General features: G+C 49.8%; 15 protein-coding genes. 8 read left to right on the top strand and 7 right to left on the bottom strand.

Going from position 1 to position 18451, the window contains the following annotated elements:
• Positions 1 to 24 precede the first annotated feature (24 nt).
• The 3 genes from tsaC to ACXAF9_RS14420 all read right to left on the bottom strand — a co-directional run bounded on the left by tsaC (position 25) and on the right by ACXAF9_RS14420 (position 2997).
• A complete protein-coding gene (tsaC, locus tag ACXAF9_RS14430; RefSeq protein WP_475075390.1) occupies positions 25 to 582 on the bottom strand; it encodes an L-threonylcarbamoyladenylate synthase type 1 TsaC in 558 nt (185 codons plus the stop codon).
• 66 nt (positions 583 to 648) lie between these two features.
• Positions 649 to 1899, bottom strand: a complete 1251-nt coding sequence (dprA, locus tag ACXAF9_RS14425; protein WP_475075389.1) for a DNA-processing protein DprA — start codon at positions 1897 to 1899, stop codon at positions 649 to 651.
• A 66-nt stretch (positions 1900 to 1965) separates the two neighbouring features.
• On the bottom strand, positions 1966 to 2997 hold the full coding sequence (locus ACXAF9_RS14420) for a LysM peptidoglycan-binding domain-containing protein (RefSeq protein ID WP_475075388.1): 1032 nt from the start codon (positions 2995 to 2997) through the stop codon (positions 1966 to 1968).
• Positions 2998 to 3336: 339 nt separating this feature from the next.
• On the opposite strand from ACXAF9_RS14420, the gene def reads away from it, so the two are divergent.
• The 5 genes from def to ACXAF9_RS14395 all read left to right on the top strand — a co-directional run bounded on the left by def (position 3337) and on the right by ACXAF9_RS14395 (position 9054).
• Positions 3337 to 3852: a peptide deformylase gene (gene def, locus ACXAF9_RS14415; RefSeq protein WP_475075387.1), complete on the top strand. Its 516-nt coding sequence runs from the start codon at positions 3337 to 3339 to the stop codon at positions 3850 to 3852.
• Between the two features lie 110 nt (positions 3853 to 3962).
• Positions 3963 to 4904: a methionyl-tRNA formyltransferase gene (gene fmt / locus ACXAF9_RS14410; protein WP_475075386.1), complete on the top strand. Its 942-nt coding sequence runs from the start codon at positions 3963 to 3965 to the stop codon at positions 4902 to 4904.
• Positions 4901 to 6211, top strand: coding sequence for a 16S rRNA (cytosine(967)-C(5))-methyltransferase RsmB (gene rsmB, locus ACXAF9_RS14405; RefSeq protein ID WP_475075385.1), 1311 nt, complete (start codon positions 4901 to 4903; stop codon positions 6209 to 6211). The genes fmt and rsmB overlap by 4 nt, the downstream gene beginning before the upstream one ends.
• Positions 6208 to 7584 (top strand): Trk system potassium transporter TrkA, encoded by a 1377-nt coding sequence (gene trkA, locus ACXAF9_RS14400; protein ID WP_475075384.1) that lies wholly within the window; start codon positions 6208 to 6210, stop codon positions 7582 to 7584. Before rsmB ends, trkA begins: the two co-directional genes overlap by 4 nt.
• Before the next feature lie 21 nt (positions 7585 to 7605).
• Positions 7606 to 9054, top strand: coding sequence for a TrkH family potassium uptake protein (locus tag ACXAF9_RS14395; protein ID WP_475075383.1), 1449 nt, complete (start codon positions 7606 to 7608; stop codon positions 9052 to 9054).
• A gap of 21 nt (positions 9055 to 9075) precedes the next feature.
• On the opposite strand, the gene ACXAF9_RS14390 is transcribed toward ACXAF9_RS14395, so the two are convergent.
• The 4 genes from ACXAF9_RS14390 to ACXAF9_RS14375 all read right to left on the bottom strand — a co-directional run bounded on the left by ACXAF9_RS14390 (position 9076) and on the right by ACXAF9_RS14375 (position 14148).
• Positions 9076 to 9873 carry a hypothetical protein gene (locus ACXAF9_RS14390; protein ID WP_475075382.1) on the bottom strand — a complete coding sequence of 266 codons (798 nt, stop codon included), beginning with the start codon at positions 9871 to 9873 and terminating at the stop codon, positions 9076 to 9078.
• Positions 9870 to 11651 (bottom strand): hypothetical protein, encoded by a 1782-nt coding sequence (locus ACXAF9_RS14385; RefSeq protein WP_475075381.1) that lies wholly within the window; start codon positions 11649 to 11651, stop codon positions 9870 to 9872. The genes ACXAF9_RS14390 and ACXAF9_RS14385 overlap by 4 nt, the downstream gene beginning before the upstream one ends.
• Positions 11638 to 13098 (bottom strand): toxin VasX, encoded by a 1461-nt coding sequence (locus ACXAF9_RS14380; RefSeq protein WP_475075380.1) that lies wholly within the window; start codon positions 13096 to 13098, stop codon positions 11638 to 11640. The genes ACXAF9_RS14385 and ACXAF9_RS14380 overlap by 14 nt, the downstream gene beginning before the upstream one ends.
• Positions 13099 to 13251: 153 nt before the next feature.
• Entirely contained in the window at positions 13252 to 14148 is an 897-nt protein-coding gene (locus ACXAF9_RS14375; RefSeq protein ID WP_475075379.1) for a lysophospholipid acyltransferase family protein, read from the bottom strand.
• 207 nt (positions 14149 to 14355) lie between these two features.
• Between ACXAF9_RS14375 and glyQ the strand changes: the two genes are divergently transcribed.
• The 3 genes from glyQ to ACXAF9_RS14360 all read left to right on the top strand — a co-directional run bounded on the left by glyQ (position 14356) and on the right by ACXAF9_RS14360 (position 18443).
• A complete protein-coding gene (glyQ, locus tag ACXAF9_RS14370) occupies positions 14356 to 15312 on the top strand; it encodes a glycine--tRNA ligase subunit alpha (protein ID WP_475075378.1) in 957 nt (318 codons plus the stop codon).
• Positions 15312 to 17360 (top strand): glycine--tRNA ligase subunit beta, encoded by a 2049-nt coding sequence (gene glyS / locus ACXAF9_RS14365; protein ID WP_475075377.1) that lies wholly within the window; start codon positions 15312 to 15314, stop codon positions 17358 to 17360. Before glyQ ends, glyS begins: the two co-directional genes overlap by 1 nt.
• Positions 17361 to 17951: 591 nt before the next feature.
• Positions 17952 to 18443 (top strand): TIM barrel protein, encoded by a 492-nt coding sequence (locus ACXAF9_RS14360; protein ID WP_475075430.1) that lies wholly within the window; start codon positions 17952 to 17954, stop codon positions 18441 to 18443.
• Positions 18444 to 18451: the final 8 nt, after the last annotated feature.

Below are 18451 nucleotides of genomic sequence, written 5' to 3'. Positions count from 1 at the left end.
GGACGATCCTCAAAAAGGCTCAGTTTACGCACGAACCGTGGCGCCACTTCGTAAAGAACGAATCTGTGTCGGGCGATCCAACCCACCAAGACTGCCTGGTAGGATAAAATCGATTTTTTGTCGGAAGTAAGTATTCACTTTCAACAAATCTTTTGCAGGTTCTAACGATGTCGGATTGGCCGACGTTGACACAATCGGCCCATCAAACGCTTCACACAAGGCTTTTACCAGTGGATGATCACTGATACGCACCGCCACATCACTGTGCTCGCCTTTCACCCACGAAGGGATCAAGTCGTTAGGGTCAGGCAGTAACCAAGTATTAGGCCCAGGCCATGTGGCCGTTAACGTCGCTTTCTCTTCATCGGTTAACGGATCAAACAAAGGGGCAATCTGGTCGGTTGATGCCGCTACGAGGATTACGCCTTTTTCGATCGGTCGTTGCTTAACCGACAACAATTTATGCAGCGCGGCCTCATTAAACGGATCACAACCGAGCCCCCAAACCGCTTCGGTTGGGTAGGCAATCACGCCCCCTTGTCGCAGTGCATGCACCGCTTGCGAGATCTGCAAAGCATTCATTGATCATCATCACCTGTACTTCGAAAGGGCAAACGCTACTCGTTTGATGGGCGTGATGCAATATCACTACCGAATCCGCCGAACACCACCGCCGGTGGATTCAATCCAATCGAGCATTTCAAGCTCCATCAAAATGACTTGGAGTGGGGCGGTCAGTGAGAGCGTACCGACCTGAAGCATCAACTCATCCATCAACAAGGTAGAAAAGGGGATCTGCTTTAACAGGGCTTGCTGATCCGACGTTAGGGCGTTCATCGCCTCCGTTTGTGAGGGCGGTACATCTTCGGCTTCAAGCGCGTTTAAACTTTGACGATACCCGGCCACAAAGCCACTGAGCTCATCGACCATATCGGGGATCGACTCCACCAAGGTGGCGCCTTGGCGAATAAGAGAATGACAGCCGCGACTGCCGGGATGGTCGATGGAGCCTGGGATCGCGAACACGGCTCGGTTTTGCGCCAATGCTTGCTTAGCCGTGATCAAAGAGCCGCTTTTCAGCGCCGCTTCCACCACCAGCACACCTGTGGATAAGCCACTGATGATCCGATTACGCCTTGGAAAATGCGTAGCCAATGGCGGTGTACCTGGTGGAAACTCACTGACCAATGCGCCGCCTTCATCCAGCAGCGCACGCGCTAATCCTTGGTGTGCGCTTGGGTAGATGCGATCCCAACCGGTGCCCATCACCGCGATGGTGGGGCGTTTTAGATCCACCGCCGCTTGGTGCGCTTTGGCATCGATCCCCAGCGCTAAGCCACTTGTGACGATAAAACCCGCTTGGCTGAGTGCTTTGGAGAACGCGTACGCATGCCGAAGCCCACCGGCCGAGGCGTTTCGACTGCCGACAATGGCAATGCAAGGCAGATGAAGGGCGGTTAGATCACCGCGGACATACAACAAAACGGGGTGGTCATGGGCGTTTTTGAGTAACGGCGGGTAATCCGCATGATCCGGGGTGAGCACATGAAACCCCGCTTGTTGGCATTGCTGCTCTATCGCTTGCCATGCGCCGTAAGCATCGCCTTGCTCGTTTAAGAACTGCTCCATCACATTTAGATGATCCGACTTAATCATCTTGGGGCGCTTTGCCTCGTTTAACAGACGTTCCAGCGACCAGCGCTCGTAAAACAGGGTTTGCAGCTTAGCTGGGCCAATGCCTGACAGCGTACTCAGTAGATACCAATCACTGACCGGGATCGGTTGATGCGGCCCTTCGGTATCCCAAAGGCGCGGCTGCAATGTCCAGTTATCGGGCGCAGGCTCATGGATCGAAAACGAGGGGAAGGGAGCGGTGTCAAGAAAAGCGTCGTCAGCCACGTCATATCCTTATTGGGCTTAAGAGGAGATACAAAAACGCCCCATCCATGGGGCGTGGTGTGGATCTTACAGATCCGGAGATTTGATCGGGTCGCCTACCGACAGGACGTTCAACGCCGTCATCACCAGCGCGTAGCTGACTTTGTCGTAGGTTTTAAACACCATCAAAGAACCCGCTTGCTCATCCGGCAGCTGAACCAGCTCTTTTGTAACGGGGTCGACCATCTCTTCACCTTTGGCGTACACCAAGAAGACGTTACCCTCTTCAACGCCATCGCGACGGCCTTTGTTGATCGCGACCGCATCAAAACGACCGATCTTCTCAACGCCACGCTGAACCGACAAGATAAAGCCTTCGGTTTCCTCTGGGGCTGGCGATGGGTAGAACATAGACTGGATACGTGATTCCGGTGCTGGCATCACACGGTCCATCACTCGCACTTCCAGCTGCGACTTGGTCAGCTCCAGTGTGGCGATGTCATCGTTGATGGCGCTGATGCGCGTATCGGCCACTTTGAACAGCTCGTAACCGAGCAGCTCTTGGGTGACCGGGTCACGAAACTCTTTTTCAGGGCGGTAGATGCTCTGATTCAAGTGCTGATCGTCGATGAATCCGCGGGCATACACACGGTCTCCGGCACCTGCGATGATGCGACGGTTTTTACCCCCAAGGATGTAAGGGGTGTCGGACATCAGCTCTTCGTCCAGAATCACGTTTTCATGCATAAATGCGTGCATGTCTTTTAACGGAATCGCGGGGATTGGGTTTTCCAAAGGGGTCACGCGCGCGCGCGGCGTCAGCTTGTTATTCCCTTTACGCAGCTTCGGTTTGCCATCCACCCACGTGAGATACAGGATATCGCCAGGATAGATCCAATGCGGATCATCGATCTGCGGGTTCACATCCCAAAGCTCTGGCCAGCGCCATGGCTCTTTGAGAAAGCGACCGGAAATATCCCAAAGAGTATCTCCTTTCACGACAACGTATTCCTGTGGGTAGCCTTCCTGCAGAGCGAGGACATCCGCTCTGGCATGTGTCTGGATGGGCGTACTGATCGCCAACCACGAAGCCAAACACAGACCTGCCAGTTTTTTCATTCTCCAGTTTCCTTGCTGCAGGGCCTTGTTGTACTGCACAACCCGACCCGAGTTCCGATAGAGCACAACCTTAACCCGCACCTTGGCCCGTTTTGTTATCTGGGCTGGCCAAAAAATGCATTAGTGGATCTTGGGTTGTGAGCGTATACTAAAACCTGTTATTTAACCTTGTATGGTAAACGACAAATGCATCGTCACGCCATATCAGTATAATAGATATGTCGACCTGTCCACTGATTAGTAGAGTGACTTGACCGATCTTTTTACAATTTTAAAGATCGATCCCGTAAAAGGATGCCAGTGTCGCAAACCGTTCATGAACAAAGCATTAGTTGAATTATGGCCCTGTTACCCATTCTAGAATTCCCGGATCCGCGTTTGCGCACCGTTGCAAAACCGGTAGAAACCTTTGACGACGCCCTGCGTGAAACCGTTAAAGACATGTTCGAAACCATGTACGATGCCCCAGGTATCGGCCTTGCAGCGACCCAGGTGAATGTTCACCGGCGCATCGTGGTGATCGACGTTTCCGAAGATCAGAACGAGCCACTGGTGCTGATCAACCCAACATTTGAAGTGATCGACGAAGAGCTTGAGCGCATGCAAGAGGGCTGTTTGTCGGTTCCTGGTTTCTATGAAGACGTAGAGCGCCCGAATCGCATCATCCTAAAAGCGCAAAACGAACACGGCGAAGCGTACGAGCTGGAAGCCGATGGTTTGTTGGCGGTGTGTGTTCAGCACGAGCTGGATCACTTAAACGGCAAACTGTTTGTCGATTACATCTCGCCGCTTAAGCGTAACCGAATTCGCGGCAAGCTTGAGAAAAAGCACAAACAAGAGCGCGCCGCCGGTTAAGGCGTTGCGATCCAACAGAACACATCAACAGGTTTGCTAAGGCAAGCCTGTTTTTCTATGGGGTAGGACGTCGACCGACAGCCATCCCATACTGAAACAGAGAGAGCTCAGTGAAGATCATTTTTGCAGGCACCCCGGACTTTGCCGCAAGCAGCTTACGCGCACTGCTGGAAACCGATCACGATGTGATCGCCGTTTACACCCAACCAGACCGCCCCGCAGGCCGAGGCCGAAAGTTGACCGCAAGCCCGGTTAAAGCGCTCGCCCTGGAGCACAATATCCCGGTGTACCAACCGGTGTCGCTTAAAGGCGAAGCCGAGCAAGCAGAACTGGCTGCTCTTGGTGCCGATCTAATGGTGGTTGTCGCGTACGGGTTGCTATTACCTAAAGCTGTACTGGATACGCCAGCCAAAGGCTGCATTAATGTTCACGGCTCTTTGTTACCCCGCTGGCGTGGCGCGGCACCGATTCACCGCGCGGTATTGGCCGGTGACACCGAAACGGGCATCACCATCATGCAGATGGATGTGGGGCTGGATACAGGCGATATGCTCTACAAAGTGAGCTGCCCCATCAATGACACCGACACATCCGGCGAACTGCACGATCGCTTAGCCTTACTGGGCGCAGGCGCTTTGGTGGATACACTCGCCTTGATGGACGCCGAAACCCTGACACCGGAGCCGCAAGACGACGCGCTTGCCAACTACGCTCATAAGCTTGAAAAACAAGAGGGGCAGATCGACTGGTCCCAACCGGCACTTTTGGTTGATCGACAAATCCGCGGCCTCTCGCCTTGGCCAGGTACGTTTACGCAGCTTGGTGATGACACGCTTCGCGTACACGCCTCCTCTTTAAGCGACAGCAGCAGTACAGATGCGCCGGGAACCGTACTGGACGCCTCTGGCGATGTGATCACCGTAGCCTGTGGCGAAGGGACAGCGCTCAATCTGATCCGCGTACAGCTGCCAGGCGGTAAAGCGATGGACACCAAAGCACTGTTAAACGCACGTCGTGCGCTGTTTGAAGGGGGCGTTACGCTCGGCTCATGAGCAACATTCGCCTCGTTGCAGCGAACACCTTGTTACCGCTGCTGAACAATACCGGTTCACTTTCCAGCCACTTACCCTCGGCTCAAGCCTTGGTTGCGGCCAATGATCGTGCTCTGCTTCAAGAGCTTTGCTACGGCACCGCTCGTCATTTCCCTCAACTGATGACCATCGCCCATCAATTGCTAGACAGACCGATGCGCTCACGCGATGACGATGTGCTGTGCGTGTTATTGGTGGGTTTGTATCAGCTGATGGCGATGCGCATTCCAGCCCATGCGGCGATCAGCGAATCGGTCGATGCGGTCAAATCGCTCGACAAACCCAAGCATGCGGGCCTTGTGAATGCGATCTTGCGCCGTTTTGAGCGCGAAAAGGACACCCTTCTGGAATCCTTGCAGAGCGATGAAGCCTTCCGCTTTAACCACCCCGACTGGTTTGTCCAAAAGCTGCGCGCGAACTGGCCAACCCAGTGGGAAGCGATTCTAACCGCGAACAATCAACATCCACCGATGACGCTTCGTGTTAATCGCTTAAAAGTAACGCGCGATGCCTACTTAACTCAGCTATCGGATGAAGGTATCGACGCTTTCGCTACACCGTTCAGTGAAGATGGGATCACGCTTGCGACACCTTGTGATGTGCACATCTTGCCAGGCTTTGATGAAGGCGTTGTCAGTGTTCAGGATGAAGCTGCCCAACTGGCCGCCGAACTTGTGAACCCGCAAGCGGGCGATCGCATTCTCGATGCCTGCGCCGCCCCTGGCGGTAAGCTTTGCCACCTGTTAGAGATGCGTCCAGATTGCACCGTGGACGCCTTAGAAGTGGATCCGCGTCGCGCAACACGCATTGATGAAAACCTGTCTCGTTTGGGCCTTAACGCCAACGTCATCATTGGCGATGCCAGCCAAGCCGACTGGCACCAAGGCGAGCGGTATGATCGCATTTTGGTGGATGCGCCGTGCAGTGCCACGGGCGTGATTCGCCGTAATCCAGACATCAAGATTGTCCGCCAAGGCGAGGCGATCCACACCCTTGCGACGCTTCAATATTCGATTTTGACAACACTGTGGGGGCTGCTCAAACCCGGCGGCCAACTGGTGTACGCGACCTGCTCGGTATTCTCGCAAGAGAACGACAAACAGATCGCCCGTTTTATCAAAGCGCACCCAGACGCCACCTCGGTACCGATTGACGCGGCGTGGGGCGAAGCACAAACGTACGGCCGTCAGCTGTTCCCGACCACGGGTGGGCATGATGGCTTTTATTATGCGGTTCTGACCAAACAGACGACCGGATCAGAGATATGAAGATCATCATTCTAGGCGCAGGACAGGTCGGTGCCTCGCTGGCAGAAAACTTAGCCAGCGAAGCCAATGACATTACCATCATTGATACCGACATCAGTCGCCTTCGCGAGCTGCAAGATCGACTCGATATTCGCACGGTCGAGGGAAAAGCCTCGCACCCCAGCGTTCTGGAGCAATCCGGTGCGCAAGATGCCGACATGCTGATTGCGGTGACCAACTCCGACGAGGTGAACATGATCGCCTGTCAGATTGGCCAAACCCTGTTTAACGTCCCGACCAAGATTGCACGGGTGCGCGAACACGATTACTTGCAACAGCAAGAAGCCCTGTTTAAGCGTGAAAGCCTGCCCATCGATGTCTTGATCAGCCCCGAGCAACTGGTGACCGAGCACATCCACGGCTTGATCAAACAGCCGGGGGCGCTGCAAGTACTGAACTTTGCCGATGGCAAAGCGCAACTGGTGGGCGTGAAAGCCTACTATGGCGGCCCCTTGGTTGGTCGAGAGATCGCTTACCTGAAAACACACATCCCAAATGTGGATACCCGCGTTGCGGCGATCTTCCGTCAAGGCAAACCGATCATCCCGCAAGGTAACACCGTGATTGAAGCGGACGATGAGGTATTCTTCATCGCCGACAGCAAAGACATTCGCGCCGTAATGAGCGAGATGCGTAAGCTCGATAAGCCTTACAAGCGCATCATCATCGCCGGTGGCGGTAACATCGGTGCTCGCTTGGCCGAAAGCTTAGAGAGCAAATATCAAGTCAAGATCATCGAGCGCAACATCGATCGCTGTAACCACTTGGCGCGCTCGCTGAACAACACCATTGTGCTGCACGGCAGTGCATCGGACCGCGACTTGCTGCTTGAAGAGAACATCGAAGACACCGATGTGTTCTGTGCACTGACCAATGACGATGAAGCCAACATCATGGCGTCGATGCTGGCCAAGCGCCTTGGCGCACGCACCGTGATGACCTTGATCAACAACCCAGCCTATGTGGACCTGGTACAAGGTGGGGTCATCGATATAGCGATCTCGCCTCAGCAAACCACCATCGGCGCGCTGCTGACCCACGTTCGACGGGGTGATGTGGTGGCCGTACACGCACTGCGCCGCGGTGCGGCCGAAGCGCTGGAGGCCGTCGCTCACGGCGATAAGCGCAGCTCTAAGGTGGTCGGACGCGCACTCGAAGAGATCAATCTACCGCCAGGTACAACCATCGGCGCAATTGTGCGTAACGATGAAGTACTGATTGCGCACGATGATGTGATCGTCGAAAACGGCGACCACGTGATCCTTTTCTTGGTCGATAAACGCCGTATTGGCGAAGTTGAGCGCTTGTTCCAAGTAGGATTGGCGTTTTTCTAAACGGTTAGGGCACACAGATTTATGCGTTATCGAGTCATACTGCGGATTTTAGGCATCCTCCTCATGGTGTTCAGCTTTACCATGCTGCCGCCGATTGCCGTGTCCTACATCTACCAAGATGCCCACGATTACGCATTTGCGGGTGCCTTTGTGATCACCCTTGCGACCGGGTTTATGATCTGGCTGCCCGTTTACCGGGTGCGGGAGGATCTTCGCACCCGCGACGGTTTCTTAGTGACCGTCCTGTTCTGGTTGGTACTGGGTGTGTTCGGTTCGATCCCTTTGATGATCTCCCACAGCCCCCATTTAACAGTGGTGGATGCGGTGTTTGAGTCAATGTCCGCCCTGACCACAACCGGTGCCACCGTGATGACCGGCATCGACGAGCTGCCCAAATCGATTCTCTTTTACCGTCAGCAGCTTCAATGGCTGGGGGGCATGGGTATCATCGTTTTAGCGGTCGCCATTCTACCGATGCTCGGCATCGGGGGGATGCAGTTGTACCGTGCCGAAACCCCGGGGCCTGTTAAAGACAGTAAACTGACCCCGCGCATCACAGAGACCGCCAAAGCGCTTTGGTACATCTACCTGTCCCTCACCGTGGCCTGTGCTTTAGGGTTTTGGCTTGCGGGGATGACCCCCTTTGATGCGATTGCGCACAGTTTTTCGACCGTTGCGATCGGCGGGTTCTCAACCCACGACGCCAGCATTGGCTACTTCGATAGCCCAACGATTGAGATGATCGCGATCTTCTTTATGATCGTCTCGTCGGTCAACTTTGGTCTTCACTTCTTTGCATGGCGCCAGCGCAGCTTGCTGCATTACTGGCAAGACCCGGAGTTTAAGTTTTTTATTGCGATCCTCTCGACCATCACCCTGATCACCATGCTCTCGCTGATCAGCACCTCGACGTACCCCGCCTTTGAAGCGCTGCGTAAATCGATCTTTATGGTGGTCTCCATCGCCACAACCACAGGCTACGCCACAGCGGACTTTGCCCACTGGCCATCGATGCTGCCGTTTATGCTGTTCATCGCCGCGTTTGCTGGCGGCTGTGCAGCCTCCACAGGTGGCGGTATGAAAGTGATTCGGGTGCTCTTGATCCTGAAGCAGGGCTATCGTGAGATTCAGCGCCTTGTCCACCCGAACGCGGTGATTCCCGTTAAAGTGGGTAACAAACCCATCTCTGATAAGGTTCTGGAAGCCGTCTGGGGCTTTTTCTCGGTATACTTGCTGGTGTTTGTCGTCATGCTGATTGCACTGCTAGGAACCGGCTTAGATCAAGTTACAGCCTGGTCGGCGGTAGGTGCCACCCTCAATAACCTAGGCCCAGGCCTTGGCGAGGTTGCCAGCCACTACGGCGACATCAACGACACCGCCAAATGGATTCTCTGCTTGGCGATGCTGATGGGCCGCTTGGAAGTATTCACCTTGCTGGTACTCTTCACACCGGCGTTCTGGAAACGCTGATCCTTAACGAAAAAGCTCTGCCTAGGCAGAGCTTTTTTCTTGTTTCGCAAGATATTCATCGATTTGTGCAAGGTAGTAAGGGTCATCGACTTTTTTGCACAGGAAAGAAGGGTAGAGGCTGAAGGTGGTTATCCAGCGGAAGTATTGAAAATAGTCATTACGGACAAAAGTTAAACGGCTTGCCTCATTTGTATAATCGAGTGCATGATAGATTTTATCCAAATAATAAACTTGCATATCTTTAAACGGAGGGAATTCACCGATTTTAAAGATTCGATATTTATCTCGATCGATTGACTTTAATCGAACAGACACCCCTTTGCCGTGATCACAACTGATAATCGAACCTTTAGCATCAGCAAACGGATACTCTTTACCTGAGAAATCTGTACGCTGGAACAGATACACCTTACCCCGTTTCACGGTATAGATAATTTTCCTTTTAGGATCAATAACTATTGGATGAAAAACGGCTGTGAACAGATAGCCCATAATAAAATAGGGGATGACCATATTGACCAGTAAGAAACCGATCACCATATCAACAACATCACCAGTTGAGTGATGCAACTTGTACATCTTCTTTTTATAATTATCAAAATCTCCATAAGTAGCTATTTTTACTGACTTACTAGATTCCCAATAACCTTTCAACTCTTCTTCAAAAAAGAAGATAGAATTAAAATCATCAACTATACCTTCAAAATAGCTTTTCCCTTTTACATCATCTTTCATCGAAAACATAATAGTAATAGCAACTGCCATAAAAAGGCACATAGATTTTGCATATCGGGAATGATATTCAGGTAATTTAATCATACTTCTAACTTAAACCTTATTTTCTCTCTTAGTTGATTACCATGAAGTTGTCGTACCTTTACTTCAACTTCATATTCAAGGAGCTCTCCTTCACTTTTAAGCTTCCTAGCTAAATCTTCTTTTACAATAAAGCTGATTTTAGCAAAACCTTTTTTAATAAAATCAATTTTAGCATCGACAATAACTGAATTTACTTCTCTCAATTTCACTCCATAAAGTGTACCATTAAATATAGTAGCATCTGGTATTTCTTGAGTAACGAATCCATTAACTTTATAACTTATATTATTAGCATCTTCTTCTTTCAGAATTGAACCACAACTAACTTCAATTTCATCACTCCCTATATTTCTAAGATTCAATACTACAGACAAGTCATAATACCATCTTACCTCTCTTTCGAAAGCACTTTGAACTTTCTTGTTATAAAGTAACTGTTCTTCGAGATCACTATGAACGTCAACCTCATTTAGTAACCCTCGAGTCGACAGCGTTATTAAATCTGGAACTTCCTGCCTTTTTTCCAACCAATACTGATCAGATATTCCCCAAAATGAATCTTTAATCCATTTCTCAGTGTCGTCATAACCCATAAAACTCATTACGGTACCAATAACCAGTACACCTATAGCAACCGCAAAGCCCACAGGGCCTAACACACTAGTGAACATCAAAGCTACGTTGGCAATGGCTATTAAGCTATGACCCACTAAAGCTGAGTTATCATCATTTTTAAAAGACTCCCATGCTTGACCAAGCGAGAGTAATACACCAGCTACTGACAAGCCGCGAATCATATTTTGGCCAACTACATAGCCAACACCACGATTCAGTTGTCCAGAGTAACGAGCAATATCATCAGCTGCTGCCGCTGCAAGCTCATCTAAGTGCGAGCCAAGCTGGTTTCTGGCCCCCGGACTGTTTAATAACTGCTGTGCGGCGCTGGAAGTCATCTCAGCGGTTGTTGCAGCTTTTGCAGCGAGATCCAATTTTAAGCTATATGCAGTACCAATCCCTTCGGCAAAAGCGTGGGTCATAACCACTCTAGGGTCGCTACTAAGTCGACCAGCCGTCGTTTTAGAACGGTTCGCTGCATTATAATTCTGCATGTTGGCCATCAGAGTAAGGGAACATAAAAATAAACCCACGCCGTTTTGTGCAATCGAGTAATTGGTATTGGTCGTAAAATTATCGATACTTTCGGTGTCTAAAGATAGCTCTACGTCTGCGTAGTAATTTTCCACTTCTGCAATTTTATTAGGTAGCTGGGTTCTTCTCTCCCCAACCATGCCACTTTCAATAATCAAGCTACCACTACTGCTAATTCTGGCTTTATGCGACTGACTTCCACCTTCAAGGGCCGTATCTTGAAAGTATTTAGTCAAGGTATTTAGTACATTTTCACTACCCACCGTGACGGATCTTGTTGTATTTTGAATCATTACATCAAACACATCGTAACGCTCTTGCCCGCTATTATGCCTAAAGAAGCGATAGCTCAAAATATGACCGATTTCAGTATAAACTGCATTTAATGCGACTTTAAAGTTACCACCGATGGCAATAGAGAAACGTTCACCGGTCGATGCTTGGTTATTATCTTCAAGACCAATAAGATATGACTGTTCTTTTAAATAACCCATTGCTATTTTAAAATATTCTAACTGATCTCTTATTTTTTTATAATCGATGGCTATTTTACTGCTTTCTTTTTTTTGATCCTCTTCATTATCAAAGAGCTTTGAAAGTAAGTTTTTAATAAATTCAGACCCGACCAAGGTATCTTTTTAACTGTTTCAAACTACCTAGGTAATACGTAGATAGGTATTTTACAATTTCAGAAGAATCAAAACTTTTTACACCAAGCTTTTTGATATCTTTTATTGCATTTGCTGTATAATGCAGACTTCCAAAACCATCTCGCTCGGTAATAGTGACTAACGCTTTTTCTAAATTTTTTGAAATTTCATCATGCTGTTTAAATATCGCCTCAAATTTTCCAAACTCTTTGTCAAAATCTAAATGCAATGCGTCTTCTTTAATCCACTTTTCTAAACGATTTTGCTCTCTCCTACGTCCATCGGGGTATTTCTTATTATATTCTTCAATCTTTTTCTGTTTGTAGTAGTCAGAACCAGGCATAGACCCAATCGTATCATTCGGCAAGTTATATCTAGGATCTTCTAAATACTTATATTTATCGTTATCTTCTTGTAGATCCCTGATAAAGGTTCCGATGGTAATTGGGTATTGATATTCTTCCGCAAACTTTGCCGCGATATATTCTTGGCTAGAGATTAATTTATTTACATCTAAATGGTTTGCAGCAGGGTCATAAACACCAGCAAACACCCCCTTTCCTGCAGCAGCGTATTGAGTTACAAACTTAATTGATTCATCGGCAACACTGGTATAACGAAAAACATTTTCCAGGCGATAGTTATCGTAGTTCACATAATCTATATTCTTGTCTTTAAAGTTATGCGCAAACTGACCTAACTCTTCTAACGGAGCACAATGATCACCCGAACGTGCTTTAGTATCGAGTTTTATCATTAGTTTTTCACGAAGCGAGGTATCAACTTCTAAGCGCTCAAATATGAACGATGGCCAGCGCTCTTCGCTGTAGGCAATCCAGCAAGTAGATACATCATTTCTGACAAAAGCAAACGGATAAATGCGATCCTCAAGATCAAGATCCCAAGGTCCTCTAGAAAACACTTCTTCTTGCCATTTGATTTTATTAAAAGAATAAGGGGCACGCCCTTGTAGTCTTTTTGCTTTTTTTTCATCAGAAGTAGCTCGTCGAGATACTCGCGTTACACCATTATTATCTTTCCAATTTGTCTCATACCAAAAAATATGCCATCGATTTTGATCGTCAATGATAAAAATATAACCACGACGAATTCGTAATAACTCATAACCGGGCATGTTATGAATACTTGTGGGAATAGGTGGAATGTCCTTTCCATCACGAAGGCCTAAAAGCGTGTCACCGCTGAACCCAAACCGGACAGGGAAGATAGGTATCACGTTTTCATCTATCGGAGAGCACTCAGTCTTTTGCTCCGTACCGTAGATGGTACACCCTGTTCCTGCCATATTAGGCGGAGTAATACTTTTTGGTTCAGGAACACAAATACTTTGCGCTTTTTTGATTGCATCCGATTGAAAAATACATTGATTTACCGCTTCAATTCCCTTTGTACTGTCATTTGCCATATAGAACCTGCGAGCATCCTGCTCTCTAAACTGATAAATAGCTGCTCATTCTAATCAAAGGAAGCCGCACGCGCTATGACCGTCCGCAAAATAGGAATTTTACCTATTCAGGCATCGCCGAAGACGCTGTTTTAACGAGGCGGACTTAACCCATCAAGGCCGATAGCGCTTTTTCTCACCCTCGGGCGGGGTGTTAAAGCGCTTGTATTCCCACTGGTACTGTTCAGGGGCAAAAGCCACGCACTGCTCAACAGAGCGGTTTAAGCCCGTTAACGAGTCGATCAGTTCCGGTTCGTAAATGCCGGCGTCAGCTTCGATAAAGTGAATATCAAACATCCCTGGCTCATCTGTACGCAGGGCAAAACCGCACACGACATGCGCGCCGGTTTGACGGACTAACTGTGGGAACAGCTTCATCGTATAGGCCTGATGACCAAAAAACGGGGCGAATTCACCTGATCCTTTATCAGGCTCTTGATCGGGTAAGATGCCCACCGTACCACCGCGCTTTAGGCTTTTGATCACCTTACGCACCCCAGAGAGATCCGCCGGAGCCAAATCCGTACCTAAGCGGGCACGCATCTTTTTGATCAGATCATCTAAGAGTTTCATTTTGGGTGGGCGGTACAGCACGGTGATCTCATGTTTTTGTGATATGTAAAGATTCAGTAATTCCCAGTTACCTAGGTGAGGGCCAAGGATGATCACACCGCGGCCTTCGGCGATCGCCGCATCTAAGATCGACTCACCCTTAACGGTTCGAATCTGCTTGAGTGTTCGCTCAGGTTTCCACAACCAAGACATGCCCATTTCGGTAACCGCCATGCCGGTGTGCTCTAGGCTGGCTTTGATGAGGCGTTTACGATCTTGATCGGATTGATCCGGGTACGCCCATTTCACGTTCCATTCGGTAATCGCGTAACTCTTACCCTTTGGGTTTGCGGCCAACCGCCGTCCCATCCAGCGCCCAAGCGCCTGCGCCCAACGAATCGGTAACAGCGACAAGACGCCAATTGCACCGACCGCTAAAAAGGGTTTTATCGAGTTCATACTTACTCACTTTGCCAAACACACACGTATTACAGGGCTGATCATAGCCAACTCGGTTGCAAAGATCGATAATGGCCCCCATTTCCTGTGTGTTAGCCACGCGCACGAACAGTGGATTCGTGTATAATTTGGCACACATTTTCTAATCGAACTGATTGGGCAAGCGCGCGTGCTTATGCCCGATAGAGTCTAACTAAGGTGGATTCCGTGACAGATCATACGACACCGGATGCAAGCACATTTCAGGGCCTGATTTTGGCTTTGCAATCGTTTTGGGCCGAGCAAGGCTGCGTAGTGGTTCAACCACTGGATATGGAAGTAGGGGCAGGGACATTTCACCCGGCCACATTTTTGCGCTCAATTGGTCCTGAGAAATGGCGTTCTGCGTATGTTCAACCGAGCCGCCGCCCAACGGATGGCCGCTACGGCGAAAACCCAAACCGCCTGCAGCATTACTACCAGTTTCAGGTAGTGATGAAGCCATCGCCTGACAACATCCAAGAGCTGTATCTCAAATCGCTTGAGCGTATCGGTGTGGATTTGGCCGTACACGATGTGCGTTTTGTTGAAGACAACTGGGAATCGCCAACACTCGGCGCTTGGGGTTTAGGTTGGGAAGTTTGGCTAAACGGCATGGAAGTCACTCAGTTTACTTACTTCCAACAAGCCGGTGGCCTTGAGTGTTACCCAGTGACCGGCGAAATCACTTACGGCCTTGAGCGTATTGCGATGTACCTACAAAACGTCGAGAGCGTTTATGACCTGATCTGGACACGTAACCCAGACGGTTCAGTTGTGACCTACGGTGATGTGTTCCACCAAAACGAAGTTGAGCAATCCACCTACAACTTCGAAAAGGCCGATGTGCCTAAGCTGTTCTCAAACTTTGATCACTACGAGTCTGAGTGCAATAAGCTGGTTGCCGACAAGCTGCCATTGCCCGCTTACGAGATGGTTCTGAAAGCGTCTCACACCTTTAACTTGTTGGATGCGCGTAAGGCGATCTCTGTGACCGAGCGCCAACGCTATATCTTGCGTGTTCGCACCTTGGCCCGCGACGTTGCTCACTGCTATTTCGATGCGCGTAAAGCGCTGGGCTTCCCATTGGCGGACCTTGCCATCCGTGACGAAGTTCTGGCCGCTTGCCAACAGGAGGAAAAATAATGGCTACTCGTGATTTTCTGGTAGAGCTCGGTACTGAAGAGCTACCACCAAAAGCCCTCCTGTCGCTGTCAGAGGCGTTTACCAAAGGGATTACCGACGGTTTAACCAAAGCCAACATCGCCTTTGGCGAAGTTACCTCATATGCAGCGCCTCGTCGCTTGGCGGTTACCATTACGTCCCTTGCAGAGCAGCAACCGGATGCCAACCTTGAGCGTCGTGGCCCAAGCTGCAAAGCGCCGGAAAAAGCCATCGAAGGCTTTGCCAAATCCTGCGGTGTTTCGGTGTCAGACCTTGAAGTGCTGAACACAGACAAAGGCGATTACTATGTTTTCAAAACCGTCGAGAAGGGCGGTAAAACACTGGATCTGTTACCCGAGCTAGTACAGTCCTCTTTGGACAATTTGCCGATCCCTAAGCGCATGCGTTGGGGCTCAAGCCGCGTTGAGTTTGTGCGCCCAGCTAAGTGGCTGGTCATGCTCTTTGGTGACGAAGTCGTCCCTGCGAGCATCCTTGGCTTAACTTCCGGTCGTCACACGCAAGGTCACCGCTTCCACTACAACGAAGCGATCGAGCTGTTCAGCGCGTCCGAATACGCAAGCAAACTGGAAAACCCAGGTTACGTGGTTGCTGATTTTGCCAAGCGTCGTGAGAGCATTCGCGAGCAGATCATTGCAGCGGGCGAGAAGATTGGCGGCACCACCGAGATCGATCCGGACCTTTTAGATGAAGTCACTGCACTCAACGAGTGGCCGGTTGCTCTAACAGGCCGCTTTGAAGAGCGCTTCTTGGATGTCCCACCGGAAGCCTTGATCCTTTCCATGAAAGAGAACCAGAAGTACTTCCACGCTGTGGACGACAAAGGGCAGCTGATGCCTTACTTCATCACGGTTGCGAACATCGAATCGAAAGACCCACAACAGGTGATCGAAGGTAACGAGAAGGTGATTCGTCCTCGTTTGGCCGATGCTGCGTTCTTCTTTGAAACCGACAAAAAAGAGACTCTGGCGAACCGTACCGAGCGTCTATCCAGCGTTGTCTTCCAGAAAGATTTGGGCACTGTGTACGACAAGACTCAGCGTATCTCGAAGCTCGCAGGTTTTATCGCCGAGCAACTTGGCAATAACGTACAAGAAGCAGAACGTGCGGGCTACTTAGCCAAAGGCGATCTATTAAGTGACATGGTGTACGAGTTTACCGACCTGCAAGGCTTGATGGGCTATCACTATGCACTGCACGATGGCGAGCCAGAAGAGGTGGCCAAAGCGATTTATGAGCAGTACATGCCGAAGTTTGCAGGTGATGATCTACCTGAAACCAAAGCGGGTATCGCCGTTTCCATCGCTGATCGACTCGATACTTTAACCGGCCTTTTCGGCATCAATCAGCCGCCAACCGGTTCTAAAGACCCATTCGCGCTGCGCCGTGCATCTTTGGGTGTGTTGCGTATTTTGATCGAGCGTGAACTTAACTTAGACCTTCGCGTTTTGATCGAGAAAGCCGCTTCACTGCACCCGAACCTGCCAGCGGCAGCAACGGTTGTTGATACGGTAACGGACTTCATGCTGGAACGCCTGCGCGCTTGGTACGACGACAAAGGCGTTTCGATCGACAGCTACTTAGCGGTTCATGCGTTGAAACCAACCAACCCGTTAGACTTCGATCATCGTGTAAATGCGGTAAATGCCTTCCGCACCTTGCCCGAGGCCGATGCACTGGCGGCTGCGAACAAGCGCGTATCGAACATCATTGCTAAGCAAGAGAGCAGTGCAAGCGAAGTTAACGCCAGCCTGCTGTCTGAGCCTGCCGAGAAAGCCCTGTACGAGGCGATCACGACTCTGGAAGGTAAAGTCACACCAATGTTCAAAGCAGGCCAATACAGCGATGCTCTGAACGCGCTAGCGAGCCTTCGCGATACCGTTGATACCTTCTTCAACGATGTGATGGTTATGGCGGATGATGAAGCCGTACGTAACAACCGCATCGCACTGCTTACACAACTGCGTGGTTTGTTCTTACAAACGGCGGACATCTCTTTGCTGAACAGCTAAGGGATTTCCTCTTCGAAAAGCCGACCTTGTGTCGGCTTTTTTGTGCCTCAAATTTGCCAATTACTGTTCCATGTTCCACGTGGAACACAAAACATTCCTGTACCCCTCAATCTATATTGACGACCGTATAGGTGACAAAAGGGCGGTGAATAACACGCTTTGAAGGCAGCTCTGTTTAAGCAAAGCCAGCTCTAACTGAGTATCGATAATCGAGCTCGCTAACGCCTCGTACGGGTGTGACAGCACAAGATCAATCCAACCCTCTTTAAGAGCGTCTTGAGAAATCGGTGTCAGGTCATGGCAAATGCTGCTCAGAAAGTCCAGATAAACGATGAACAACCGAAGCTAGCCGAAGGTCATCCATAAACTCAATCGTTATAGAGAAGGGCGTTCGGTAACGCTCAGACAACCCACTAGAGCTGTCTTCAAGATACTCAGCTAGAACATCGTAAAAGGCGGATGTCCGTTGCAAGACAATCGCTAAGCGAACACCATCAGACTGCTCTTCAAGCCTGCGTTTAATCAGCCCTGTGCGTTTAAATCCAATCGACTCAGCGCTTTTAAAAAAGGGATGAAAACTTACGATGTCACATTAGCTACTATCCAACCCGGGTACGATGGTCGAGTCCTTATCAGGATGAATGGGAGATGGCCATGGATAACTGGAAGCGCCTTATTGAGATTGCAGTTGAGCTCGACAACCCATTACTGATTTCTGAGTTTGGCCGTGATGGCTCACCAGAGCGTTCCAACGTAGGCGCCTCAGGACGCCATTCAGCTGAAGCGTGTGAAAACGCTTTTTGGCGATCCATGGATATGCTGGTACCGATTCTTGAAAGAGAGGGGCTCGTGCTGAGCATCGAACCTCACCCAGAGGATTGCATGGAGGATATGGAGCCAGCCGTCGACATCATTAAGACGATTAACTCACCCTCGATTAAGCGTTCCTACATAGCACCACACACGTTCTATTACGGCGATCATTTAGCAAAAAGCATTAAGGCAACTGAAGGCCAATTGGTACATGCTCGCGTTGCGGATACCTTCAACCACAAATCCTCATCTGGCTTCGTTACATCGTAAACCCACCT

The organism is Neptunomonas sp. ABH4_499 (genome assembly GCF_056160565.1).
Note: the sequence above shows the minus strand (reverse complement) of the source record. Positions and strands in the feature narration are given on the sequence as shown.

What these genes read in the sequence shown, in the direction of transcription:
- ACXAF9_RS14420 (WP_475075388.1), bottom strand. Translation starts at nt 2,997, where the DNA reads ATGAAAAAACTGGCAGGTCTGTGTTTGGCTTCGTGGTTGGCGATCAGT.
- rsmB (WP_475075385.1), top strand. Translation starts at nt 4,901, where the DNA reads ATGAGCAACATTCGCCTCGTTGCAGCGAACACCTTGTTACCGCTGCTG.
- ACXAF9_RS14380 (WP_475075380.1), bottom strand. Translation starts at nt 13,098, where the DNA reads ATGGCAAATGACAGTACAAAGGGAATTGAAGCGGTAAATCAATGTATT.
- ACXAF9_RS14390 (WP_475075382.1), bottom strand. Translation starts at nt 9,873, where the DNA reads ATGATTAAATTACCTGAATATCATTCCCGATATGCAAAATCTATGTGC.
- ACXAF9_RS14395 (WP_475075383.1), top strand. Translation starts at nt 7,606, where the DNA reads ATGCGTTATCGAGTCATACTGCGGATTTTAGGCATCCTCCTCATGGTG.
- ACXAF9_RS14375 (WP_475075379.1), bottom strand. Translation starts at nt 14,148, where the DNA reads ATGAACTCGATAAAACCCTTTTTAGCGGTCGGTGCAATTGGCGTCTTG.
- tsaC (WP_475075390.1), bottom strand. Translation starts at nt 582, where the DNA reads ATGAATGCTTTGCAGATCTCGCAAGCGGTGCATGCACTGCGACAAGGG.
- glyS (WP_475075377.1), top strand. Translation starts at nt 15,312, where the DNA reads ATGGCTACTCGTGATTTTCTGGTAGAGCTCGGTACTGAAGAGCTACCA.
- def (WP_475075387.1), top strand. Translation starts at nt 3,337, where the DNA reads ATGGCCCTGTTACCCATTCTAGAATTCCCGGATCCGCGTTTGCGCACC.
- trkA (WP_475075384.1), top strand. Translation starts at nt 6,208, where the DNA reads ATGAAGATCATCATTCTAGGCGCAGGACAGGTCGGTGCCTCGCTGGCA.